The 25,831-nt window shown below is 49.7% G+C and carries 16 protein-coding genes and 6 pseudogenes; 16 read left to right on the forward strand and 6 right to left on the reverse strand.

Going from position 1 to position 25,831, the window contains the following annotated elements:
• The 3 genes and pseudogenes from EAH78_RS08995 to EAH78_RS32645 all read left to right on the forward strand — a co-directional run.
• The coding region (locus tag EAH78_RS08995) for a transposase domain-containing protein (RefSeq protein ID WP_140667246.1) at positions 1-252 on the forward strand (252 nt) is incomplete at its 5' end.
• A gap of 164 nt (positions 253-416) precedes the next feature.
• Positions 417-461: pseudogene (locus tag EAH78_RS33235) on the forward strand (IS66 family insertion sequence element accessory protein TnpB); the annotation flags it as partial.
• Positions 462-513: 52 nt separating this feature from the next.
• Positions 514-1,046: pseudogene (locus tag EAH78_RS32645) on the forward strand (IS66 family transposase); the annotation flags it as partial.
• Between the two features lie 217 nt (positions 1,047-1,263).
• On the opposite strand, the gene EAH78_RS09010 reads toward EAH78_RS32645, so the two are convergent.
• Positions 1,264-2,370 (reverse strand): acyltransferase family protein, encoded by a 1,107-nt coding sequence (locus EAH78_RS09010; protein ID WP_140667247.1) that lies wholly within the window; start codon positions 2,368-2,370, stop codon positions 1,264-1,266.
• 202 nt (positions 2,371-2,572) lie between these two features.
• Between EAH78_RS09010 and EAH78_RS09015 the strand changes: the two are divergent.
• A pseudogene (locus tag EAH78_RS09015) lies at positions 2,573-2,837 on the forward strand (transposase domain-containing protein); the annotation flags it as partial.
• A gap of 303 nt (positions 2,838-3,140) precedes the next feature.
• On the opposite strand, the gene EAH78_RS09020 reads toward EAH78_RS09015, so the two are convergent.
• The 5 genes and pseudogenes from EAH78_RS09020 to EAH78_RS09035 all read right to left on the reverse strand — a co-directional run bounded on the left by EAH78_RS09020 (position 3,141) and on the right by EAH78_RS09035 (position 10,657).
• The gene (locus EAH78_RS09020; protein ID WP_161599675.1) at positions 3,141-6,851 is read right to left on the reverse strand and encodes a rhamnan synthesis F family protein; all 3,711 of its coding nucleotides are present in this window, start codon (positions 6,849-6,851) and stop codon (positions 3,141-3,143) included.
• Positions 6,852-7,200: 349 nt separating this feature from the next.
• Positions 7,201-7,517, reverse strand: a pseudogene (locus tag EAH78_RS32650) (IS5/IS1182 family transposase); the annotation flags it as partial.
• Positions 7,518-7,864: 347 nt separating this feature from the next.
• Positions 7,865-8,172: pseudogene (locus tag EAH78_RS32990) on the reverse strand (class I SAM-dependent methyltransferase).
• A 72-nt stretch (positions 8,173-8,244) separates the two neighbouring features.
• Positions 8,245-8,397 (reverse strand): annotated as a pseudogene (locus EAH78_RS09030) (helix-hairpin-helix domain-containing protein); the annotation flags it as partial.
• A gap of 265 nt (positions 8,398-8,662) precedes the next feature.
• On the reverse strand, positions 8,663-10,657 hold the full coding sequence (locus EAH78_RS09035; RefSeq protein WP_140667249.1) for a polysaccharide biosynthesis protein: 1,995 nt from the start codon (positions 10,655-10,657) through the stop codon (positions 8,663-8,665).
• A gap of 672 nt (positions 10,658-11,329) precedes the next feature.
• Here EAH78_RS09035 and EAH78_RS09040 point away from each other — a divergent pair.
• From EAH78_RS09040 to EAH78_RS09095, 12 genes are all read left to right on the forward strand, one after another.
• Positions 11,330-12,130 carry an ABC transporter permease gene (locus tag EAH78_RS09040; RefSeq protein WP_170219111.1) on the forward strand — a complete coding sequence of 267 codons (801 nt, stop codon included), beginning with the start codon at positions 11,330-11,332 and terminating at the stop codon, positions 12,128-12,130.
• A 13-nt stretch (positions 12,131-12,143) separates the two neighbouring features.
• Positions 12,144-12,887, forward strand: a complete 744-nt coding sequence (locus tag EAH78_RS09045) for an ABC transporter ATP-binding protein (protein WP_140667250.1) — start codon at positions 12,144-12,146, stop codon at positions 12,885-12,887.
• A gap of 954 nt (positions 12,888-13,841) precedes the next feature.
• Complete coding sequence (locus EAH78_RS09050) at positions 13,842-15,284, forward strand: UbiA family prenyltransferase (RefSeq protein ID WP_240051865.1); 1,443 nt, start codon at positions 13,842-13,844, stop codon at positions 15,282-15,284.
• Complete coding sequence (locus EAH78_RS09055; protein ID WP_140667251.1) at positions 15,281-16,594, forward strand: FAD-binding oxidoreductase; 1,314 nt, start codon at positions 15,281-15,283, stop codon at positions 16,592-16,594. The genes EAH78_RS09050 and EAH78_RS09055 overlap by 4 nt, the downstream gene beginning before the upstream one ends.
• Positions 16,591-17,331: an SDR family oxidoreductase gene (locus EAH78_RS09060; RefSeq protein WP_140667252.1), complete on the forward strand. Its 741-nt coding sequence runs from the start codon at positions 16,591-16,593 to the stop codon at positions 17,329-17,331. The genes EAH78_RS09055 and EAH78_RS09060 overlap by 4 nt, the downstream gene beginning before the upstream one ends.
• Before the next feature lie 32 nt (positions 17,332-17,363).
• The gene (locus EAH78_RS09065; RefSeq protein WP_140667253.1) at positions 17,364-19,739 is read left to right on the forward strand and encodes a hypothetical protein; all 2,376 of its coding nucleotides are present in this window, start codon (positions 17,364-17,366) and stop codon (positions 19,737-19,739) included.
• Positions 19,736-20,005 carry a hypothetical protein gene (locus tag EAH78_RS09070; RefSeq protein WP_193560074.1) on the forward strand — a complete coding sequence of 90 codons (270 nt, stop codon included), beginning with the start codon at positions 19,736-19,738 and terminating at the stop codon, positions 20,003-20,005. Before EAH78_RS09065 ends, EAH78_RS09070 begins: the two co-directional genes overlap by 4 nt.
• Before the next feature lie 57 nt (positions 20,006-20,062).
• A complete protein-coding gene (locus tag EAH78_RS09075) occupies positions 20,063-21,994 on the forward strand; it encodes an ArnT family glycosyltransferase (RefSeq protein WP_140667254.1) in 1,932 nt (643 codons plus the stop codon).
• Entirely contained in the window at positions 21,991-22,941 is a 951-nt protein-coding gene (locus EAH78_RS09080; protein WP_140667255.1) for an NAD-dependent epimerase/dehydratase family protein, read from the forward strand. The genes EAH78_RS09075 and EAH78_RS09080 overlap by 4 nt, the downstream gene beginning before the upstream one ends.
• Before the next feature lie 2 nt (positions 22,942-22,943).
• Complete coding sequence (locus EAH78_RS09085; RefSeq protein WP_140667256.1) at positions 22,944-24,230, forward strand: NAD(P)/FAD-dependent oxidoreductase; 1,287 nt, start codon at positions 22,944-22,946, stop codon at positions 24,228-24,230.
• Complete coding sequence (locus EAH78_RS09090) at positions 24,227-24,646, forward strand: GtrA family protein (RefSeq protein WP_140667257.1); 420 nt, start codon at positions 24,227-24,229, stop codon at positions 24,644-24,646. The genes EAH78_RS09085 and EAH78_RS09090 overlap by 4 nt, the downstream gene beginning before the upstream one ends.
• Positions 24,633-25,298: a class I SAM-dependent methyltransferase gene (locus EAH78_RS09095; RefSeq protein ID WP_140667258.1), complete on the forward strand. Its 666-nt coding sequence runs from the start codon at positions 24,633-24,635 to the stop codon at positions 25,296-25,298. The genes EAH78_RS09090 and EAH78_RS09095 overlap by 14 nt, the downstream gene beginning before the upstream one ends.
• Positions 25,299-25,831: the final 533 nt, after the last annotated feature.

Raw genomic sequence — 25,831 nt, forward strand, 5'->3', positions numbered from 1 at the left:
ATCGACAACAACGCTGCCGAACGTGCGATCAGGCCCTTCGTCATCGGAAGAAAGAACTGGTTGTTTAGCGACACACCCAAAGGCGCGACGGCCAGTGCTCAACTTTACAGCCTGGTCGAGACTGCCAAAGCCAACGACCAAGAGCCCTATGCGTGGCTGCGCCACGCATTAGAACGGCTGCCACTGGCGACCTCGGTTGAAGATTACGAAGCGCTGTTGCCGTGGAACTGCTCGCCGGCATCGCCTAGCTAAGCGCGTTACCCATCTTGAAGTCGGTGGGGTTTATGGAGCGCTTACGTCGACTTGCTAAAATCCATCGACGGCCTTGCCACACTGGGCGAACTGGTCGAACTGAACATTAAAGTCGCAGTATTCGCCCCAAGCTTTTCGTCTTTCTGAACAAGCCACGTAACCGCGTGAAGATTCTATATTGGGAGCGCAACGGCTTCTGTCTTTGGCTAGAACGCCTTGAGTCTGAGCGATTCAAAACATCGCCCGATGTCAGCGACGAGGCGATTGTCCTGCCGGGCCCACGCACGACGTTAGTTCGTTGAAGCGCAAAAAACGCAGCCAAAAAGCAAGACAGGACGTGCCGACGTCGCGCTGAACCTGATCAACAAGCTTTATGGCGTCGTGCGCGACCTGAAGGAAGCGAACGATGAAGCTCGTAAAACCGGTCGGCCTGAGCGAAGCCTACCGGTGTTGGCTTAATTGAAAAGCTGGATGGACAAGACATAACCACAGGTCAAATCTGAGAACGCCTTTGGCAAGGCCATCGGCTACCTGGCCACTAACTGGAACAAACTTGAACGGTGCATCGAGGAAGGCTATTTTCCGATCGACAACAATGCCGCCAAACGTGCCATCAAGCCCTTCGTTATCAGAAGAAAGAACTGGTTGTCACCGACACGCCCAATGGCACGGTGGCCAGTGCACAACTTTACAGCTTGGTCGAGACCGCCAAAGCCAACGGCCAAGAGCCCTATGCGTGGCTGCGCCACGCAAGGCCAACGATTGATTTTCGGAAGTCGACAGGCTTGGGGTAAAGATACATTTTTTCGACTTTAGCGTCGGGTCGCCTCACGAGGCGCTGGGTCCAGAAAGATATCGAGAGCACAGCTTCCAGCATCAAATTGCGGCTCTGAATATGGGGTTCAGAGCAGTTACGGAAGAACTACTCGATTGGTCTTGGTCGGGTAACAAGCCAGGTCATGTGGGCAGCCATTTTGACGTGGCCGACCCAGCCGGTTGACGGTGTAGATCTCACCGATTCGTCTGTGGCGCCTGCGACGGCTTAAAGTCATAGGTTTTTTTGGTTCGGATGAGCCCTAGCGTTCTCTTGCCAATCTCAAGCCCGTACCTCTCGATGCTGATGTGCACCAAGTAACACATGACCAAAAGAACCACAAAGATCTGCATGCTCAGCGGCACGAACGCTATTTCAGCCTTTGAAACGACTATTTGTATATAGCCCCACATCCAGTTATGGAACAGATAAACTGCATACGTGAGGTTTGATGCAACCCCAATAATTGGCCCGTATTGCATCCGTCCTCTTAAAACCCACCCAGCCACAAAAATTGCCATAGCAAAAATCCCATAGTTACTATTCATCCATGTTTGATGGCTTTTCGAAATCGTGAAGAAAAATAATGCAAGCATCGACAGGATTGCAAAGACGCATAGATTTCTTGCCTTTGTGTTATTTTCGTATATATAAAAGCATGCTCCAATAAAAAGGAATACCCCGTACGTGCTTAAGTAACCACGGGAAAATCCAGGGGCTGATGGAAATTGAGGTGCAAAAAACATAATCATAGCGGTTATTAAAAAAACAGAAACGGCAATGGTTGGTTTTTGCAAGATAGAAAAATAACGCATCAGTGCCATATAGGCATAAAAGCAAATTTCAACCCTTAGTGTCCACTCCACGCCCGCCAACGCAAGCGGTGTTCCGAAGAAATCCCCAATCAATAGGAGTCTCGGAATCAATATAGATATACTTGGAAGCTCGACGCCATCGATAATTCTTGCGAGCAACGCCTCCGTAATGACCGCGAATATGTAAAGAGGGTAGATTCTGAATACACGCTTGACTATGAATTCAGTTGTTATCTCTTTCTGCAAGACATGAGTGATTATGTAGCCAGAGGTCAGGAAGAAAACTATAACGCCTGCCGCGCCCCCAAGACAAAGCGGCAGTAACACCTCGGCGAGGTACCTGATTGTTATGTGCAGTTTTTGGTTCTGAGATGCAAATTCTAGCTGGTCGTAAAACTTATGCCCGACTAATACGCTAATAAACGCAAATATCCGCATGCAGTCTAAAAACACTATGCGGTCTTTTGTTTTTTCATAAGTTGAGGTCACTGCGCTCTCAATTCTTTTGTTAGGAGAAAAGCAATTATAAACGAATGATACGATTTTTGAATAACCGGAGAAAAATATGCCAATTACCGCTGCGCAATTGATACGGATCCTGCCGAACGGCGGCCCAGCTACCGGCGTTTTTGTTCCTGTCCAGAATACGGCTATGGATCAGCGCGGCATTGTCACGACTACGCAGATCACTGGCTATTTGCCGATCGACAACAATGCCGCCGAACGTGCCATTTGGCCCGTCGTTATCGGAAGGTAAGAACTGGTTGTTCAGCGACACGCCCAAAGGCGCGGTAGACAGTGCACAACTTTACAGCTTGGTCGAGACCGCCAAAGCCAATGGCTAAGAGCCCCATGTATGGCTGCGCCAAGCACTTGAGTACCTGCCAATGGCGTCTTCGGTTGAGGATTACGAAGCCCTGGCGCAGTGGAGCTGCTCGCCGGCATCACCTAGCTGAGCGCTCTGCTCAACTTGAAGTGGGCGGGATTTATGTAGCGCTTACGATTTTTCTCCTAATTGGATCAAGGCATTTTTGCGTCAAGACATCGCGTTTTCGGACAAACTGATCATTGTCATCCTCAAGCAAGCGGAGGTTGGAGACCCAGTGCCAGAGCTGTGCCGCGAGTACGGAACCAGTCGGTTACCTTCTTAATACACAACAACAAAATCAGAACACACAATAAAATAAAAAATACGACCCACATAACGCATTTAAAATAATTGGCTTTTTACCTGCTAGGCAAAAAGCCAATTTAGCGATTTAGCGTGTGCTACCACTAACATTTGTTACTGCATATTCAAAGCCTTCGTTTTCACAGACCAGGGGAATGATACGTTCTAGTGCATGCAACAGCGAGCCATCATAGGGAAGAGGTTCTGTCGGATACTCTTCCCACTTGAAACACAATTTAACCAGCGGCGCCAATACTTCTGAGCGAGCCCAGAACATTGTTCCCACCGGAAAATTAATATTTTTAGGCAACGGGTCAAGTGACAAACGTAAAGCCAATTCTTGAGCAGGTTTTTCGTTTGCATCCCAACCCACAACATTCGAATCATCTGGAAAAATCAATCCAATTTTCGGATTCAAGGACATTTGACCAACGATGACGTCAGCCATATTTCCAACTGCTCCGCCCAGTAAATTATCCAAGAGGAAGTTGAACCATTTTCTACCAACCTCCAAGTCTTTTACATCAACAGTTTTCTTCGTGTGAATATGCCCAACAATTTGATAGTTTTGTACAAGCTCTGAACCGAAAGCAGTCAGCAAGGGACCGATGTCTCTGCCTCTATTTGGAACAACTTCAACACAGACAGCCTCTACGTTACTAGCCTTTAGTAGAGCCAGGATTTCAAGCTTAGCTTCTAACGACGGAGCACTGATAAATAGATCTGGCCTTACCTTGTTTGCCTTCAGTCTTTGCAAAATTTCCGGGAGTAAATCCGGATAATAGACGTGAATATGAAGCGCTATCTTTGTGTCATCCAACACCTCGCCAACTATTGTTTTTGGCGTCAACACTGGACGCAGCCATGATCCCTGAGGTTTGCCTGCCTGAAGAAAATGAGCGTACGCATCAATCTCAAGATGGTCGATATTATTCTGTTCAAGGTAGATACCCGGATGAAAGCCTGGAAAAGGCTTTTTTCTACCTATTCCACGCACCCAAGAACGCATATACATATAGAGCAAATCGATATTACTAAAGTTCACCCGATGAGAATCTCTGAGAAACTCAAAATCGGTCAAATCAGAGTCTTTCACAATCAAAAAATCTGCATGTTCCTGCTTCGTTCTCGCCTCTACAACATGTGCAATCCGCTCCAGACTTTCAATATATTTATTCATATCGAAATAATCTTGAGATTTAGAACCACTCTGCCTACCGACGTCAGCTCTCAATTTTTGAGAGTTCGCTAACGAAAGGACTTTTTCTGCCATTGATACAGTATCCAGATACGGCGCAACACATTCTGCAGCAAGACCGCACGAAGATAAAAAGTCAGCTATACCCGTAGTTTTATCAAAACACACAATCGGTATGCCGTGGCTGAGTGCATCAATGGCGACATTGGGCAATGGATCCAGTCGCGACGTCAGCAAGAAAATATCGGAGTTTTCATAAACCGTATCAATTGCGGAGGTTTCGGAAATGAAGAATACATTTTTCTCGAGATTCGCTCTTGCTATCTGATCTGCCAAATAGACAGAGTAGCCTATGTCGTGATCCGGATTGTAGCCTTGTCCAACCCAGACAAAACGACAGTTTTCACCACCTGGTGCATTGACCACCCTTGCAGCACATTCAATGAAAAGGTCTACTCCCTTTCTCAGCTGCACATAACCGGCTCCAAGGATTACGACCAGCCCCTCAGCACTGCCATTAGGTCGCATTGCATTTACGATGCGTTGTTGCTCCCTCTCAATTTCGGAAGAACTAAGGTTCTCAGGAGGTAAAAGGCAGCGACCTTGGGGAAGAATATGCGAATGCCCTTTGTTTAGCTCCGCGTACTCCGCCTGAGCACTTTTCAATGTAATGTCTGTTGAAAATATCAGCTCACCTGACCAAAAAAGCGCTTCTCGAAATGCATTGCGAGGTCGAGTATTAGCTGCGAATTCATGCACTAAACTTATGCAAGGCACAAATCGCTCTGCAAGAGCAGGCAGCACGTATCTGGCTTCGATGCTATTCGCTATTGCGCAATCTATATTGAACCGCTCAAGTATCTGTTTTACAACCGCTTTGGTAATGACCGAGTTACTTTTTATCCCCGCGATGGGCCCAATTACAGCAGCACCTGAAGCTAAAAATGCATCCTCTAAATCCCCCCCACCAAGAAGAAGGGCGATAACGTTGTACTTCTTAGACAGGTTTATAATTATATTGAGACTTAATATAGGTGCGCCTGTCCTGGAGGCTTCGTGACTGACAACCAAAAACGTTTTGCGTAATGGATCAATAGACTCGGTCGCACCCCGAACTTCAAGAGTCGGCATGGCTCCCATGCGCCCTTCCCTTCTACCTGTAGATCGGTAATGCTTCTCAGGATCTACTCCGGAGCTTTTTACATCAGGGTAAAGAGATAGATATAAATCAGCATCAAAGATGACCTCGTCTTCGATTTCAATAGAAAGCAGACGCCCTTCAATGGCTCCATTCACAAGGAAGTGCTCTTCTGGAGAAACCCCGATAGCAGCCACATCTGAGTTAGCATGTAAATATTTATTGTACTCAAAGCTAAAATGCTTTGAAAGCACACGTGCAAATGGGTGCTCAACTGCCCCCAAGAGCTTGCGCGCCGCTCGCATAGCTTTCCAAGGCCGGGAAGAAAATATAATTTTAAGACACTCGGCCAGAACTATAGTTAGCTGATGCTTACTATTCAGTAATACTTCGAACTGATGATGAGCTTCCAGACTTCGCTCATTCAATAAACGATTCTGTTGCCTCAAGGCAAGATTTTCATCTCGCTGCTTGACCAATTCACGTTTTAACTTCTCCCGTTCATTAAGTACAGTAGAAACTTTCACTTCTAGCCCCTTCAGCCGCCCCTCAAGTCCATCAGAAAGCTCACTAAGTCTGGATTGTACGGCCTGAGCATCTTTTATCTGTAGGAGAAAGTCAGAGATCCTGGCGTGCCGACCTTTAATCATACTTATCCCTTTCAGCGCCACATCGAGTGCATCTTGACTCAATTCGGCTTTACCCTCAGGTACGTCCAAAGGGTAGTTGAAAGCAGCAAAATCTTCAGCATACAAAAGCTTTATCAACTCCGCAGACCTTGGAGTAATAAAGCTTTCGGAATAAGGAATTAGACTTTGGTTAGCCCGATTTGTCACAAACGGGGCAACAAACCCATCACCTATAATACCTTCAAGCTCTGCTTCCAGGCGCAAAGTATCTTCCAACTGCGAAACAATATCGTACTTTATTAAGTCAGGCCGCAGCAAGGCTACTTGTGGTGTCCAATCCGAATCAGAAAAACTCGGTGCCTCAACCGCCAACAAATACTCAAGAAAACTTTCAAAAGCATTCGCGATATCAACGGTGCTCGCTATTTTATGACTATAAAACTCATGCTTTACATACCGCTCTATTTGCAATGGCTCACGAAGTAAAATATTTGCTTGCCAAGCAGAAAATATACGCTCGTAAGGATTACGAACCACCGCAAAACAAAAAACTCCATCAGTGTTAACTAGCTCACCCAACCGGGACTCGGGAAGACCAGTAACTGATGGAGCAACCAAATGAAAGGTGTCATGGATGGTTAACTCTGGCGTACTCTCTAGACTCTTTAGGTCTTTATTTATGGCAGGCACATAACCTTCAAGCTTAGCAAACCACCATTTTAATGAAGTGGAGCCTGCTTTCGGCGTGCACACATAAAAAATCTTATACTTTTCAGAGTAGCATGAGCTATACCTCATCAACTCCACTTGACCTTTAGAAATAACGCCAAACATAACACATCCGCCCTTTATCACATAATTTTTTATATAACAACAAACCATCTACAGCACTTTAATAATAGGAAACTGACACATGAGCTAACAACACCCAGAAAAATCCCTAGTTAATGCTGGAGAGAATCTAAACATCAAAGCATCCATGACGCGATAAAACTTATTCGGCTGATAGGTCGACCATAGCCCGCGACCACCAAAAAAAACGCATGATTGTAGATTCATAACGCCAGAGAAATCAACGGCGGACCGCTGTTCGGCCGAGGCCATTCTAATCAATTTATGATCTTCAGGGCTTTGCAGCCCCGCCACTTCAAACCCGAATAACATTTTAATTAGCGGCCCGAAATAAAACGGTGGAGTCACCAAGAATCGGATGGCCCAGCGTGAAACGAGTGAACTGGCGTAGCAAGGCAATTTCATGGAACACACCTTCCATAGTCGGATCACTTCAAGAAAAACCAGTTTTGCAGCAATTGAATAGGCAGTACGATCTCTTGAGGATACAACTTACGACCATCACCCACCTTTGGGACAACACGGTTCAATCAGCACCACTAATCCGCTCCAGAGCACCACTCCCGCCATTTCAGCCAGAAAGTGTTCACGCCGGGGCTGCTTGCGCTTGCTGGCGTATTCGAAGTCGGAACAGCTCATCTGGTTCATGCAGGGCTCAGGTCAGGTCAGGTAGGGTCAGGTAGTCATGGCGTATTCAAGCACATCTGTGGACTTGTTCGGAGTTTCTCAAACACACCTACGGCAAAAAAACTGCGAAAGATCGACAGTCGGGTGCGCCTCTGACCAAGCGAGTGGAAAGCCTAACAGTCGAACGCGATCACCCCTACGCCCCAAACAAAGCCTACCTCAGCACGCGAGTGACGATCATGACAAGGCATCGCGCTTCCAGATCATAGGCACTGACGACTGGACCTGAAACTGTATCTGATCAGCATCGCACTCCATACACTGGCGAACAGTTCGCGTACATCATCACGATCGACTCCCCCTGAATCTCAGCGACGAGTGATCAGACCTAGGCGAGCGATTCGTGTTCGCCGCCTGATGACCTCAGGTGCATCTTTGGAGCCAGGTAATTGGATGACGGCCAGATCGAAACTGTCGCGGGAAAAATGTACGACCAACTCACCGCCTTCAAAGAACTGAACCAGGATTATGGAAAGGTTTCCGTTATTTCGTGGCCAGCTGTCAAACTAGCGAAGCAAGGTGGGCTGGTAATAGTCAGCAACCAGTTTTTTGGATTGCGCTAGGTAAGGTGTGTCGTGATCGGCGCAGGATGCAGTAAAGGGCGTAGTGCATTCATCTGTCGTGTCTCTGCCTCAAAAGCCTGCATGGCAAGTGAGAGACAGCACCGAACCAGCGCTATAGCGGTGCAGTTCACCGCGAGCTTTTCGCGATTCATTTCCAGAATCGCCTTGCCGGTGCCCTTGGCCTCCAACAACTCACCCACCGACGCAATTGACCTATTACTCTCGCGATAGGCAACAATTGCCTTGGGCTTGGCCTCACCGACTCCGGAGAACTTACGGTACAGATCGTCGCGCCCGCCCCATTCAGATCCGAGGGTGCAGCCTTGCAGCATCAACGGGCGGTATCGGTGTCGAACTTGATCACAGGCGCGACAACAGAGGCACTGGTCATCAGGGCAACAAACAGAGAGTAGAAGTAGCCTGTACCCATAAGTGACGCTCCATGACATTGATAAGGAAGTGCAGCTTTTCCGAAGCTGCCTCCCAAACCTAAACCATGGGGAAATTCTGTCAAAAGTGTGTCCGTTACAGGGTGTGTAACAATCAGGGTTCGAGGCGACGCTGCTGGTAAATCAAGTCGACGATTTCACCATCCGGGGCGTAGCCACTGACAGTGTCACGCAGAAGTTGGCGAACCCGCGAATAATCATCCCTCTCAACGGCAGACAGCAACTCCATCAACTTGCCTTTAAGCGCTTCCCAAGGCAAATGATCTTCCTTGGCGCTCATGATCATCGGATGCCGGGTAGCCGACACGTTATCGCCGATCAGCAACTCTTCGTAAAGTTTTTCCCCGGGACGCAGTCCAGTGAACTCAATGGCAATATCGCCGTGCGGGTTTTTCTCCGAGCGAATGCTCAGGCCAGACAGGTGAATCATCTTCTCTGCCAGCTCGACTATCTTGACCGGCTCGCCCATGTCCAGCACAAACACATCACCGCCCTGCCCCATGGAGCCGGCCTGTATTACCAGCTGTGCCGCCTCGGGAATAGTCATAAAGTAACGGGTAATCTTCGGATGGGTAACCGTCAAAGGCCCACCCGACTTGATCTGGCTGTGGAAAAGCGGAATAACCGATCCCGATGATCCCAACACATTACCGAACCGCACCATGGTGAAACGGGTCTTGTTGACCCGGGACACATTGGACTTGCCCCCGAATAACACCGGCGCCAACTCACGACTGAGGGCCTGCAAGGTCAATTCGGCCAACCGCTTGGTGCTGCCCATGACATTGGTCGGGCGTACGGCCTTATCGGTCGAGATCAGCACAAAGTTTGCAACACCCGCCTCTAATGCAGCCTGAGCGGTATTGAGTGTCCCGATCACATTGTTCAGCACACCTTCGGCAATGTTGTGCTCAACCATCGGCACGTGCTTATAGGCCGCCGCGTGATAAACCGTGTCCACACTCCAGGTCTTCATTACATCCAGAAGTTTGTGGGGGTGACGAATAGACCCCAGTATCGGCAACAACCGGACAGGCAACGACTCACGAGCAATACGATGCTCGAGCTCGGACATAATGCTGTAGAGATTGAATTCACTATGATCGAACAACAATAGCGTGGTTGGCCCCAGGGAGAAAATCTGACGACAGAGTTCGGAACCGATCGAACCGCCCGCCCCCGTTACCAAAACCGTCTTGCCCTTGACGCATCGAGTCAACAAATCAGGCTGGGCCGGCACGGAATCCCGCCCCAACAGGTCAGCAATGTCGACTTCCTGAATGTCGTCCACCTTGACCCGACCACTGGCCAGGTCAGTGAAATTCGGAACACTGCGCACATGGAGCGGGAAGTCCTCCAGAAAATTGAGAATCTCCCTACGCCGCGCACGAGTCGAAGACGGCAACGCCAGAAGGATTTCCTGAGCACCCGTCACGTCGATCATCTGCTGAATATGCTTGGGCTTAAAGACCTGCAACCCAGCAATCGAGCGATCCGCGATAGAGGAATCGTCATCGACAAACGCCACAGGACGCATCACGCGCCCCATGCGCAACGCTGCAACCAACTGGTTGCCCGCGACGCCAGCTCCATAAATGGCGACCTTGGTCAAACCATCGTCTCGATTGACAAACGGTACATGCTGCGCAGCGGTGAACCAATCCCCCATGAAATACTGACGCATGCACAGGCGCAAACCGCCAATGATTACCAGGCTTAGCCACCAATAATTGAAGATGATAGAGCGCGGCACCACGACGTCGTGATTGCTGTACCAGTAGACCACCACAGCGAGAATCAGCGAGGACAGACTGACTGCCTTGACGATGGCAATCAGTGCATCATTACCGAAGTAGCGCATGACAGCGCGGTACATGCCAAAGCGTACGAAAAGGGGAATGGCGATAGTCGAGGCACTGACGAAGAGCCAGAAATGGACCTTTAGCGGATTGTATACGTCGTCAATACCGAGGCGGACAATAAAGGCCAGCCACAAAGCAACCCACACCAAAACCACATCGGTGGCGACCTGTAGCAGTCTTTTTTGCCTACGAGGCAAACCCAGCAAAATTATCCGTACTTTATCCATTCAAGCTATCGAGCACGCAGCCCCCTCCTTTTACGCGGTCGTCGATCAGCATTGTAACCTCAATGACGGCGAGATCGCCCAATACTTGAACATGGCATGGCTCCAGGACGGAGCATTTAGCTGAAAGCGCCGCTATAATTCGCCCCCTCTGACCGGCCTGCCGGACAGACAACGCACGGACACGAAACTCGCCTAAAAACCCGAAACGTTGCTGCCGCGAAACTGCTCGTCGGCAACCATGAGCTAATCGCTCCGCCCGCTTGCGAACAGGCTATTTATTGGAGCGCTGACGATCAGACGCCGTGACTTAACCCAAAACGCGTTTCTGGAGTGAGGGAAATTTCTTGGGAGTTCACCTCTCAGCGTGGGATGATAGAAAAAGCGCGAATCACCTTACAGATGATTTAACTTACGAGGTCTAGCACACCCGACTCGCTCGACACAAGCACTTCTTTTTTGAGCGAATAGCTGAAGCTTGGCATTATAGCGAGCGCGCGCCATACGAAATAGCTGCAGACTTTACGCCCCCTCCGTGCAACAGGGGGGAGGCACTCTACGTGGAGTACATTCCGCGATCGTAAAAAGCTGGAAACCAGATGGGATGGAAAAAGTGACACTCCCCCCTCCTACAAGATTACAATCACTGACTGTTTTGACAACCCGGTGTTTCGAATGCTAAACAACTCAATTACCGCCGCCATGGCAGATATAGCGACGGCTGTAAAGCGCTATTCTCTGGTAGGCATGCTCGGATGGCAGGATGTACGTCAACGGTATAGGCGCTCGGCTGTCGGACCGTTTTGGCTAACCATCAGCATGGGCGTTATGATTGGTACTATTGGCCTCGTATTTGGCCAAATATTTAACTCCCCCATGAAAGAATTCCTGCCATTTCTTGCAGCAGGTATGATTTTGTGGAGTTTTATTTCTACCTGCGTGTTAGAGGGCTGCTCCAGCCTCATCGCCGCAGAAAGCATTATCAAACAACTCCCCATCCCACTATTCGTGCATATTTTACGCACAATATGGCGCAATACTTTGATCCTCGCGCACAACATCGTCATTTTCCCGCTTGTGCTGCTGGCTGTTCAAAAACCATTGGGGCTGGAAGCACTGTGGAGTATCCCGGGCTTTGCACTGCTTGTTCTCAATCTGGCATGGATTAGCTTGATATTGAGCCTTTTATGCGCTCGATATCGCGACCTCCCGCAGATCATTGCGAGCGTCTTGCAAATAGCCTTTTATTTGACGCCAATCATGTGGCTTCCAAGCCTGCTACCTGGACGAGCCGGCACCTATTTGCTGGATTTGAACCCCATCTATCATCTCTTACAAATCGTCAGGGCCCCATTGCTCGGACAGGATGTGAGCACTGTTAGCTGGTGCGTGGCCGGGGGCATGGCTCTGTTTGGCTGGTGCATAGCGATCATCATCTATGGCCTCTATAAACGTCGCATTGCTTATTGGCTCTAAGAAGAAAACTATTATGGCTTGTATTGAATTTAATAACGCATGCGTTGATTTCCCAATCTATAACGCAAGTGCTCGGTCCCTGAAAAAGCGACTGATTCAAGTCGCTACAGGCGGCAAAATCAGTTCCAACGAGCAAGGCCGAGTGATCGTCAGGGCACTGGAAGACCTGACTTTTTCCCTCAATGACGGAGACCGCGTTGGATTGCTCGGTCATAACGGAGCGGGCAAAAGTACATTACTCAGACTGCTGAGCGGTGTATACGCCCCCTCCGCTGGCACCGCCAGTATCAGCGGCGAAGTCGCTTCCCTCATTGATATTTCATTAGGGATAGACCCGGAGGCATCCGGCAGGGAAAACATCTTCATGCGCGGCATCCTGCTTGGGATGACAAAAAGTGATATTGCAGAAAAACTCGAAGAGATTATTGAGTTTTCAGAACTGGGTGACTTCATTGACATGCCGGTACGCACATACTCTTCCGGTATGCACTTGCGCTTGGCCTTTGCGGTATCGACGACCATCAGACCTGAAATATTGATCATGGACGAATGGCTGTCGGTAGGGGACGAAGGCTTCAAGCACAAAGCAGAAGCTCGGATGAACGAACTGGTCGAAGCCACCAGCATTTTGGTGATAGCCAGCCACTCCCGCGACCTGGTACTGCATACATGCAATCGGGTCATTTGGCTGGAGCACGGTAAAATAAAAATGGACTCAGACCCCGAAACAGTTACCCGAGCTTATTTTGGCCACTAATATTTTCGTTCGCGTCTGCAACCGTCATTAAGCAAACAAGCCGGCGAACTCATAAAGAATCCACTTTATCAAGTAAAGATAAATGTAGCCTCAGTATGAAAGTAGCCGCTTAGACACCGCTGTGTAGGAGCCAACGAGCCCCTCGCAGCAAAATCTCTCGCCAGCTTGTTACAGTGAGCACCGCCCACTCTTCCCTCCCCAATGAACCGAACATGGATCCGTTGACTTTGCGCGGATGGTTTTCCAAGGAAGCGGATGGTCGCTGGGCATGGGTGAGGTGCGCCCGAAACAAGGCAAATCGTGACGCAAGGCTCGGTGATCCGGCATTTTTAGCTATTCTTTGCGCTGAAAAAAGCTGTAGGGTTTGTCATTTCTACTGGTGACGCATTCAATTAAAGTTGTTCGGAGTTTCCCTAGGGGACAGAGGGGCAATCGATGATTCTCGACGGTTATTGACGCGCCTCACTCTTTGCGGGGCATCCAATCAGGTTGCGCAAATGAAGTATGAGATGCGCTATGACCCTGTGAACACAGCATGTCCCGCCAATCAATTCTCCATGAAATAATGTGCTATTCGTGGTATTTTCGCCGGCAAATGAAAGCCTGCAGGCCTTTTAGGGGACTGGTGAGCAATGGAACTGAAGACCAACGTAAGACGAATCAACGTTTGTTTTACTCGTCAGCGACAGCAGAATTAACGAACTTTGATTCGAGATACGCGTTTTATGGCACTGATTTTCGGGTGTTGGTGACCTTTCCTGGTGATAGCGGAAACGGTTTCATAAAACGGTCGTTTTTCGAAACTATCCAGACGTTGCAGGGGGTTGGGAGCAGCGACTGAGCTGAAGTGCACTTTCTGTTCCGTTGCTCCACCCCCCCCCCCTTTTAGTCACCTTTGCTAAGGTCTCCCGTTGTTTTCCTGTGTTAGCACCCCATGGTCAGGGAAGAATTCTTGTGATTGTCGATATTGCACCGCCCGCTCCTCCGCTCATTGTCGATCTCGACGGCACCCTGCTGCGCTCCGATCTGCTGCTGGAAACAGGTATGGCTTTTGTTCGAAATAAGCCATTGAGCCTATTCCAACCCTTTATTTGGTTGACCAAAGGAAAGGTGGCTTTAAAGGAAGGCCTCGCCCATGCCACCCATATTGATGTCAGTGTCCTGCCTTTCGATCCTGCGGTCATTGAACTGATTGAAGTCGAGCGGCGTAACGGTCGGACGGTAGTGCTGGCGACAGCCAGCCATTACAGCCTGGCCGAGCGTATTGCTGAACATCTCCAATTGTTTGACCAGGTGCTAGCTTCTGATAGCGAGCGAAACCTGTCGGCCCATCGTAAACGCGATCTGTTGGTCGAGCACTTTGGTGAGCGGGGCTTTGATTACGTGGGTAACTCTCATGACGACGTCCCAGTTTGGGCGGCTGCCCGGAAGGCTTATGTGGTCAATCCGGAATCCGGTGTTGAGCGTGACGCTCGGGCACAGGGCAATGTCGAACAGGTGATTTACTCCAATCCTTCCAGGCTGAAGGACTGGTTGAAGGCGTTGCGGCTGCACCAGTGGATGAAGAATGCGCTGATTTTCGTACCTCTAATGGCGGCGCATCAACTGACCAACCCCATGCTCCTATGGCAGGGAGTATTAGCCTTTCTGTTTTTTGGGCTATGTGCCTCTAGCGTCTATCTACTTAATGACTTGCTGGATCTCGCCGATGACCGGCATCATCACTCCAAACGGCATCGTCCATTTGCCGCTGGACGATTGTCGATCAAATCCGGGCTACAGCTCTTTCCCATATTATTGGTTGGCGCTTTTTCAGGGGCTGCATGGCTTCTGCCTTGGGAGTTTTCCGGAACCCTCATTGCATACTACATATTAACTCTCGCCTATTCGCTGTCATTGAAACGACAGATGGCTATCGATGTGATCGCCCTGGCTGCGCTTTATACCCTGCGAATCATAGCTGGCGCGGCAGCATTCAATTTGGAACTGACATTCTGGATACTGGCGTTCTCGACGTTCATGTTCCTGAGCCTCGCACTCGTTAAGCGCTACGCAGAACTGCGCGAAGCAAGACGCAAGGGCGATACCGGGAAAACCCGTGGGCGAGGCTACTATCCCGCCGACCTGGAAATGATTTCCTCGCTGGGCGCGTCTTCCGGTTATCTAGCGGTAATGGTATTGGCTCTGTACATCCATGATCAGGCTACAACCGGGCTTTATGCTCACCCGCAAGTGATCTGGCTAGCCTGCCCGCTGCTTTTGTTCTGGATCACACGAGTATGGATGCTCACACATCGCGGGCAAATGCATGATGACCCTGTAGTGTTCGCCATCCGCGACCGCAGCAGTCTCGTGGTTGGCGCTTTGTTTGGACTGGTGTTCTGGGTGGCAACATGAGCCGTCCGCTGTACTCTTGGGGATGCTATCCCCATGCCCCGCAGACTGCACACGTTTGCAGCTGGCGTAGCGAAGTCGAGGCTCTGCGCGATGGAGTGGTCGCCACGCATGGGAGCACTCTGCCGTATGGCAACGGACGTAGTTATGGAGACAGCTGCCTGGCCGCGAGCGATCAGGTGTTGCACATACCAGCCATGGATCGCTTCATCCGGGTTGATTGGCAGCAGGGAACCGTGCAAGCAGAGGCAGGTGTAACCCTCGCCGAGATCCTGGCGATTGCCATCCCGCAGGGCTGGTTTCTTTCGGTCACGCCTGGTACCCAGTTCGCCACCTTGGGCGGGGCGATTGCTAACGATGTGCACGGCAAAAATCATCACCTACGCGGCACCTTTGGCAAACATGTGCATAGCTTTGGTTTGTTGCGTCATGGCCAAGAGTTGCTGACATGCTCCCCAACTGAAAATACCGAGCTGTATGCTGCCAGCATCGGTGGCCTGGGCCTGACTGGCGTCATCATCTGGGCGAAAATCCAGTTGATGCCGATCCGTTCCTGCCAGATCGACAGCACCGTAGTGCGCTTCGACAATCTGGCCGGGTTCTTTGCTCTATCTGCCGAACTAGATCATCAGCATGAGTACAGCGTGGCCTGGATCGATTGCCTGGCCAAAGGCGCTAAAACCGGGCGCGGCGTTTTCATTATTGGTGATCATGCTTGCTATGGGTCACTGGAGGTCGATGAACGTCAGAAACTGCATGTCCCCCTGACTCCACCGGTTTCCTTGATCAACAACCTGTCCCTGCGCGCCTTCAATGAGGCCTATTGGCGGATGCATCCAGCCACTCGCGCTCGCAAGTGGAGTAGCTACGAGCCGTTCTTCTACCCATTGGATCGCATCCTGCATTGGAACCGCATCTATGGGCGCAAGGGCTTCCAGCAGTACCAGTGCGTTATACCTGATGCGGTGGCCGAGGTGGCCATGCGTGAGCTGCTGGCCGCCATTGCCGATTCCGGCCAAGGCTCGTTCCTCGCGGTGCTCAAACGCTGTGGTAACATCATTTCGCCAGGCTTATTGTCTTTCCCCCTGCCGGGCACCTCGCTAGCCCTGGATTTCCCTCACACGGCAGACTTGGCTGCGCTGTTCCTCCGCCTGGATGCCATTGTGCATGAGGCCGGTGGCCGTCTGTATCCAGCAAAAGATGCCCATATGAGCGGCAGTGACTTTCGCCAAGCCTACCCGGCTTGGGAGCAACTGGAAGCCCTGCGCGATCCTTCCCTAATGTCCCGCTTCTGGAAACGAGTCACTGCATGAAAAAGGTTTTGATCATTGGGGCTACCTCATCCATTGCCACTGCTTGCGCGCGCTTGTGGGCCGAGCAGGGAAATGAGTTCTTCCTGGTTGCCCGTAACAACGAGAAGCTGGAGCAGACCGCCGCCGATCTTCGTGCTCGCGGCGCCAAGGCTGTCACTCTGCATAATATGGAAGCTACTGATTTTGCCGCACACCCAGCGATGCTTGCGAGCTGCCTGGGCTCTTTGCAGCAAATCGATATTGCTCTGATCGCCCATGGCACCTTGCCTGACCAGAAAGCCTGTGAGCAGGATGTCGGCATGGCGCTGCAGGAGTTTTCCAACAATGGAACGTCGGTAATTGCCCTGATGACTCTGTTGGCCAACCAGTTCGAAAGACAGCATTGCGGCACCCTCGCGGTGATTTCCTCGGTAGCTGGTGATCGTGGTCGCCCGTCCAACTATTTATACGGTACCGCCAAGGCTGCGGTTTCCACCTTTTGCGAAGGTCTACGAGCACGTCTGTTCAAGGTCGGTGTCCACGTCATCGACATCAGGCCGGGCTTTGTCGATACACCGATGACTCAAGGGCTGCCGTTACCGGCTGCGCTGGTGGCCAAGCCTGAGCAGGTTGCCCACCGCATCGTCAAAGGTATCGAGCATAAAGTTGACGTCCTCTACACCCCGGGGTTTTGGGCATTGATTATGACTATCATTAAGTCAATTCCTGGTGTGATTTTCAAAAGAATTAATATTTAAATTTTTTTATCTTAAAGTTCTGGAAGTTTTTTGTGAATACGTCAAATATAAGAAAAACCAACAATAGGTATTTTTTTTGCTTCGCAAGTTGGTTTGTCAGGATTTGGTTGCTGGCTGCAATGTTATTTGTTTTTGTTCCAGTATCTCCAACAATGCCTGCTAAAAGCCTTGATCCGTCATGGACTTTCGGAATGAATCAAGCAGTGTCCCAATCTCTCGGTATTGGGACAGATATAGTATTTACGTTTGGGCCATACTCATCTGTCTATACGCATGCATATCACCCAGCCACTGATCTAATGATGCTCAGTGGAGGTTTATATTTGGCATTGATTTGTTGGGCATGTTTGGTTTTTTTGGCAAAAAAAAATAGCCTTTTTTTACTATTGTCTTTTTGTGTCGTGTTTTCGGGTTTGATGTATTCGCGTGATGCCTTGATGTTTTTCTTACCACTTCTTGTGGGGTTATCTGCGTTTAAGTTTTGCTCATTGCGCAGCCATCTATCCAATGATAGACGCTCGGTGAATTTTTTAGCCTTGGTATTTTTTTCGTCACTTGGTTTTTTACCTTTGATGAAGGGGAGCTTTTTAGTTTCGTGCGTAGCAGTATCTCTTTTATGCGCGGCTCTTTTTTTATTTAAAAAGCGCCGTACGCTAGCGCTGATTTGCCTAGTATCTCCTTTGTGCTCAATGTTTTTTTTCTGGCTGGTTTCTGGTCAGCCTATTGCTGGACTATCAAGTTATCTTATAAATATGGCCCCGATTGTTTCTGGTTATACAGAAGCGATGGCTTTAGATGGAAATACAGCCGAGGTATACGTATATATAGCAGCCTCACTAATGTTACTGCTCTTTGTTTTTATTAAATCGGAAAATTATATTCCATCCAAAATTTTTTTGGTGTGTATGTATTGTGTGTTTTTGTTCCTGTCATTTAAGGCTGGTTTCGTAAGGCACGATGGGCATGCCTTGGCGGCCGGCTTGTCGATATTGCTTGCGGGTCTATCGACTCTCTTCTTATTCAACAAACGCTCCTCTATTTTTTTTATCGCTCCTTCATTGATAGCTAGCTTTTATATTTGTAGTCATTATGTGCAGTCATCGCCTAACGTCGTAATAAATGATATATATTCGAATTTCTCGTCAGTATGGAGAGGGCTTGAAAGAAGGGTTGCGTTGGAAAATTGGCCGCGTAGTGCTTTTGATGATTCGGTGGAATCGTTGCGAACAGAAGCAAATTTTCCAATGCTAAAAGGAACGTCTGATATATATTCATTTAATCAGTCTTACTTGATAGCCTCAGGTAATAATTGGGCGCCACGCCCTGTTTTTCAGAGCTACTCTGCTTATAACTCAGTTCTTGCAGAGTTGAACAAGCAATATCTTGCCGGAAAAGATTCTCCAGCTAATATTATTTTTAGAGTTGAGCCAATAGATCTGAGGATGCCGTCAACCGAGGACGGAGCAAGCTGGCCTATATTGATGACGAATTACCGGCCTACGCACCTTAAAAATGACTTTTTGTTTTTGGAGAAAAATAAAAAAACCGAAGACGTTAGCGCATCATCATTTAGCGTTATGAACGGCAAGTACAACTTTGGGGATACTGTTGAATTACCAGTTTCAGATCAGCCGCTATTTGCTAAAATTGAAATAACCCCAACAATCATTGGGCGATTGGCGAGTATTTTATTCAAGCCAAGCCAACTGCAATTAACAGTTAAGCTGGGTAATGGTGAAAAGAAACAGTATCGTATCATTTCCGGCATGGCCAAGTCAGGCTTTATAGTTTCACCCCTAATAGAAGACACTCTTGATTTCAGTATGCTGTATGCGGATCCAGAGTTTTTAGACGAGAAGACTGTTAAATCAATATCTATTTCCCCGAAAGAAGGCAGTAGTATGTTTTGGGAAAATGAATATGCGATATCATTAACCAAGATCAAACCGGAACTTTCTGGCGACATTTCTAAGATCTATGATCTTGACGATTTTGAAAGCTCCGTATCAGTAAATAATATTACTCAGTCAGAGCAGTGTAACGGTGGCATTGATATGATTAACAGTATCATACCAATACCAGAGCATATTGATATAAAGAGATTTATACGCATTAATGGCTGGCTTCTTTCATATAATGGGAAAGGAATCCTTCCTGAAGAAACCTATGTTGTGTTTACTGATAGCGAACATAAACAAAAATTTCTTAAGGTTCGAGCAGTATCGCGCGAGGATATTGGGGTTGCCTATAAAAACCCTGAACTTAATATGTCAGGGTATACTTCGATCGCTGATGTATCGTCCCTGCATGGCGAGTATGTTATAGGGCTGGCGATGAAAATTTCCGGCAAAATTGAGATATGCCCTCAGTTTAAAATTAAAGCGACTATCGGTAAGCCCCATCGATGAATAATTCAATTATTTTACCTGGCGGAGCATGTTTGGTTGGCCAAAATCTAGTCGTTCGTCTCAAGACCAAGGGCGACACTAATATCGTCGTACTCGACAAGCATCTCCCAAACATGGCTGTACTTCGACAGGTAGAATCAGAAATTACTGTCGAGTATCCTGACCTGGCAGAGTCTGACGGCAGGCAAAGACACATGGCTGGAGGGGATGTCGTCGTCATGCTACAGGCGCAGATTGGTGGCAATGACTATGTATCGCGCTTCTGATCATTAGGAACGTGCCGCAATTCATATTCAAATTTTTGCACAGACTGGGGTAGACCCTTGAAGTTATTCAAGTTGGCAGATAATGAGCTGCTGATCGAGCGCAGTATCAAATGCATTGCCGTATTGACGGTGCTTTATGCGACCTATCTGGCGTTTCGTTTTTCGGGGCAGCCATTGCTCGAATTGTTCGGCTTTCGCCAGACCCAAACAGCGCTGACCTCCTTCTGGTTCATCAAGGAGGGCGTTAAGTTCGCCTACGAAACACCTGTCTCCGGCGCCCCCTGGTCAATCCCGTTTGAATTCCCGTTCTATCAGGCGCTGGTGGCGCTGATCAGCAAGGTCACCAGCGTCGACCTGGACAAAGTCGGCAGGATCGTTTCTTTCGGGTTCTTGGTGCTGTGCCTGCTGCCGGCTCGCTCCATCTGCCATTCGTTGAAGCTAGCCCCGCGCACCTTCTACATTTTCGCCGGTCTGCTGTTCTCCAGCCCTCTTTACCTGTTCTGGGGTCGCACCTTCATGATCGAGACAGTGGCGGTGTTCTTCGCCGTTGCCGCGATTAAGTATTTCCTCGATTTCCTGGCCACAGGTCGCCACCGGGATGCGATTTATTTCACCACTCTGATTTCGCTTTCGATCCTGCAAAAAGCCACCACAGGCCTGCCGGTGCTGGCGGTGATGGCACTGGTGTTCCTCGTACACGAAATCCAGCGCAACGGGGACCTGTTCAAGGTCATCAGTGCACGCAACATCACCTTGGGCATTCTGCTGTTCGCGCTGCCCATCGTGTTCGGGGTTGCCTGGACCCACTACACTGACGTGCTCAAGAACCAGAATGAATTCGGCAGCGCCCTGACGTCCAGCGCGCTCTCGACATGGAACTGGGGTACTTTGCCTCAACGCTTTTCCAAGCTGTTGTATGGCGAGGTCATCTGGTCACGCATCGTCAAGGGCAACCTTTCAGGCGTCTTCGGCATCGCAATCATCTGTTGCGCCCTGTTGATGGCACGCGACACCAGAACTCGCCTGGTGGTGCTGACGAGTTGCGTCCTGGCACTGCTGCCCCTGTTCATTTTCACCAATCTTCACCTGATCCATCCCTACTACCAGTCGGCCAGCGTCATTTTCATCATCTTTGCCCTGGCCGTGGCGCTGTCCCAAGGCCTCGCTCAGCCGCAGTCTCGCCTGTGGATATTGGGGCTGTTCGTAGCGTTGCTGGCCAATAACTACAGCACCTTCGCACAAGGGTATGGCGAAAAACTGCGGCAGAAGATTGACCTGAGCAACTCCAGAGACCTGCTGGTGGCTGACGCACTGAAGCACAACATGAAGGACGGCGAGGCGTTTACCCTGTACGGCAACGACTGGAGTTCGTCGATCGCCTACTACGCAAAACACAAGTCATTCACCATTGCCAACTTCTTCAAGGATCTGGACAAGACCATCGAATCCCCCGAGACTTTCCTGGGTGGCGCGCCCCTCGGCGCGGTAGTCGCGTGCCCGCCGGTTGAGAAACCCAGCCTTGGCCAATTGGTTAACCAGCAACACAAAGACGGTCAGTGGAAGGTCGCCGAAGTATCAGGCTGCTACGTCAGCCTGCCACAGACAAACGTAGGCCTGGACCTACCGAAGGTTACAGCGCAATGCATTGGCAGCCTCGACTTCGCGAACCCGACCACGCAGAAGCTCGTAGGCGCCATTGAAGCCAAGGGCTGGACCGTCGTGGATGTGGCCCGCAACCAGCTGCCGTCACAGGTCTACATCATCCTCACCGATGCCCACCAGAACGTGCGCTACTATAATGCGACCCAGTACGCACGCCCTGATGTAAACGACTTCTTCAAAAAATCCGACCTTGGCAACGCCGGCTTCGGCCGCGTTATCGACACCCGCGACCTCAAGGGCAGCTATGCAGTTGGCGTGGCCCGCGTGGTAGGCAAGGAGCTGCAGTTGTGCCAATTTCACAAAGACATCCAGGTTGACCCGCAATGACCTCTATTAATACAAATGAACGTATCATCCTGCCCGGCGGTGCCGGGCTGGTCGGGCAGAATCTGGTGGCGCGTCTCAAGGCCAAGGGCTACAGCAATATCGTGGTCATCGACAAGCACCGCGAAAACCTGGCGATCCTCAAGCGCGTGCAGCCTGATGTGACCACTATTTTTGGTGACCTGTCCGCGCCCGGCGAATGGCAACAGGCCTTCGCGGGTGCCAATGTGGTCGTCATGCTGCAGGCACAGATCGGTGGTATTGACTATCAGGAATTCGTCAAGAACAACGTTGATGCCACCCGCCTGATTCTTGAACAGATCAAACTGCACAGCATCGACTATCTGGTGCACATCAGCTCTTCGGTGGTCGAATCGGTGGCCGACGACTTCTACACTAAAAGCAAAATAGCCCAGGAAAAGATGGTGCTGGAAAGCGGCATCCCCTGCCCGGTGCTGCGCCCGACCCTCATGTTCGGCTGGTTTGACCGCAAGCACCTGGGCTGGCTGTCGCGCTTCATGAAGAAGGTTCCGGTCTTCCCGATTCCTGGTCATGGCCGCTACATGCGCCAGCCGTTGTATGTGGGCGATTTCTGCAATGTCATCATCAGCTGCATACAGAACCGTGTGCGCGACGGTGTCTATAACGTATCGGGGCACGAAAAAGTCGACTACATCGATATCATTCGTGAAATCAAGCGTGCCACCGGTGCCAAAGCCCTGATCGCGCGCATCCCCTACGGCCTTTTCTACAGCCTGATCTGGACGTGGAGCCTGTTCGACAAGAACCCTCCCTTCACCACCCAGCAACTGGCGGCACTCAGCGCCAAGGACGAATTCGAGGTCAATGACTGGCCCGGCACCTTCGGCGTGACCTACACGCCGTTTGCCAAGGCGATAAACGAAACATTCAACGACCCCACTTACGGCAAAGTGGTTCTGGAGTTTTGACGATGGGACAAAGAGTCGCCGTGCTAGGCGCCGGCCCCATGGGCCTCGCAGTGGCCTACCAGTTGGCCAGGGACGGGCATAAACCCGTGGTATTCGAGGCCGATGACCGTGTGGGTGGAATGACCGCTGCGTTCGATTTCTCGGGCACCACCATCGAGCGCTACTACCACTTCCACTGCATTTCTGACCATGCCTTCCTGAAGGTACTGGACGAGTTGGGCTTGGCGTCGAAAATGCGCTGGGTCGAAACCAAAATGGGCTATTGGTATCAGAACCGCTTGCAGCCTTGGGGCAACCCCATTGCTCTGCTCAAGTTCAAGGGCCTGAGCCTGACAGCCAAGTTCCGTTATGGCCTGCACGCATTCCTGTCCACCAAGAGAAATGACTGGAAGCCCCTGGACAACGTCGAAGCCACGGGCTGGATCAAGCGCTGGGTCGGGGCCGAGGCTTGGGAAGTGCTATGGAAGCGCCTGTTCGACTACAAGTTCTACCATTACACCGATAACCTCTCGGCAGCCTGGATCTGGAGCCGCATTCGCCGCATAGGCCGCTCGCGCTATAGCCTGTTCCGCGAAAAACTCGGCTACCTGGAGGGAGGTTCTGACACCCTGTTGCAGGCACTGAAGGCCGACATCGAAAAACACGGCGGCATCATTTGCCTGAAGTCACCGGTCAATCGCGTGATCATCGAACACGGCAAGGTTCAGGGTGTGGTCTGCGGGGGAGAAATCCAGCGCTTCGACAAGGTCATCAGCACCGTGCCGCTGCCCTACGTGCCCGCCCTGATGCCGGACCTGCCGCAGGACATTCTCGCGCGCTTTGCAGCCCTCAAGAACGTCGCGGTAGTCTGCGTGATCGCCAAGCTGCGCAAGCCTCTGACCGAGAACTTCTGGCTCAATACCAACGACCCCGAAATGGATATCCCGGGACTGGTCGAATACACCAACCTGCGCCCAATGAACGAACACATTGTCTATGTACCGTTCTACATGCCTGGTGAGCATCCTAAGTTTGCCGAACCGGACCAGGCATTCCTCGACAAGGTACAACGTTACCTGAAGAAGATTAATCCGGATCTACGCGACGAGGATTTCATTGAGCTACGTGCCAGTCGTTACCGCTATGCGCAACCTATCTGTGATCCTGGTTACTTGAACAGGCTTCCGCCTGTGTCCCTGCCAATCAAGGGGCTGTGGGTTGCTGATACGTCCTACTACTATCCTGAGGATCGAGGGATTTCTGAAAGTATCGATTTCGGCCGACAGATGGCACGGGATATAAATAAATGATTCGGTTTTTCTTTACAAAACAGTTTATTGGATTTCTGGCCGTGGGTGGATTAGCCGCATTACTCCATTGGCTTTCAAGAATTGCGCTGAGTAATTGGCTACCATTCGCATGGGCGGTCGCGGGTGCATATTTTATTGGAATGCTAGTTGCCTTTACACTTAATAGCTTTTTTGTATTTCATAAATCAGATAAACCCAAGCACAAGCAGGCGCGTGATTTTGTCATTATAAATATTTCATTTTTTCCAGTTGTTTGGATTGCCTCAATTAAAATAAACGATCTATTGAAGCATCTCGGATTTTCGGTACACACGGAAACCATTGCACATGGAATCGCGGTAGCAATTCCAATGTTTGCAACTTTTCTGATTTACAAATTATTTGCATTTAAGGATACAAATTATGGAAAGTCGTGACCTATCGAGTCTTTATAAAATACGCTTTGCCGAGGAGGAACTGCCACGGAAGAATGCTATTTGGAAGGTTATTTGTAATGACTTTATCCAGCAATTTATAAAACCGTCAGACACAGTGGTTGATGTAGCTTGTGGATACGGGGAATTCCTGAATAACATAGCGGCAAAGAGAAAAATCGCTGTCGACTTAAATCCTGACGCAAAAATGTTCTTGGGATCAGATATTGAATTCCACCAGTGCATGGCAACGGATATCGGATCTGTTATAAAAGAAGATGCTGATATTGTTTTTACTTCAAATTTCCTTGAGCACTTACCAAACAAAAATATACTTGACAAATTTTTAGATCAGGTCCTGCTAGCTCTTAAGCCAGGAGGTAAATACATAATTCTCGGCCCCAATCTTAGATATTTACCTGGCGAGTATTGGGACTTTTATGATCATCATTTAGGGCTAACACATTTGTCGCTAAGTGAAGCTTTGAAACTAAGAGGGTTTAATGTAGATGTTTGCATTGATCGTTTTCTTCCATATACAACCCAAGGGGCATTACCCTCTCACCCATGGCTCGTTAAAATGTATTTAAAGGCACCTGCGGCATGGAAAATACTAGGCAAGCAGTTTTTTATAGTTGCTCATAAGCCGCTTTAATATTTTCTCTTACGGCGCCACTGTGTCGCATAATTCCTAACTTGTGCGACAACTGTAATGCCCCGGATTTATTTGCGATGACCCATCACATGTAGCTGTCGCATAATGGCATGATGCTGCGACCCTAGCCTGCCACGGCTAATCATGTGCGACGACAATGCCCCACACTAGTGCCCGGTAACAACTGAGGGGGAAGCTTGCTTCCCTCTTCAGTTGGCGTCTTTAGTCATAATCCAATTTTTCGTAACATTCAAAGTGCCTATCTGATCCCGGATGCTGTGCTCCCTATTCCCTCAGGAACCAGCTCGTCATGATGAGACACGACGCTAAAGTCGAACAGGTCTATTTGTATCCAAAACGAGTCAATTACGAACCTATCGATAGCCTAACCCTCCCCCTACTAAACTGGTCACCATGTTCACGCCCCCCTCTGCGCTTTTCGTGACCATCAACAAAAACGACAACCGCGTGTAAATTTTGTAATGCGGAGCGAGACGACTTCAACGGTAGTACAATTCCCCAGAGCTATTGGC

Source organism: Pseudomonas arsenicoxydans (genome assembly GCF_006438915.1).
Lineage (GTDB): Bacteria > Pseudomonadota > Gammaproteobacteria > Pseudomonadales > Pseudomonadaceae > Aquipseudomonas > Aquipseudomonas arsenicoxydans_A.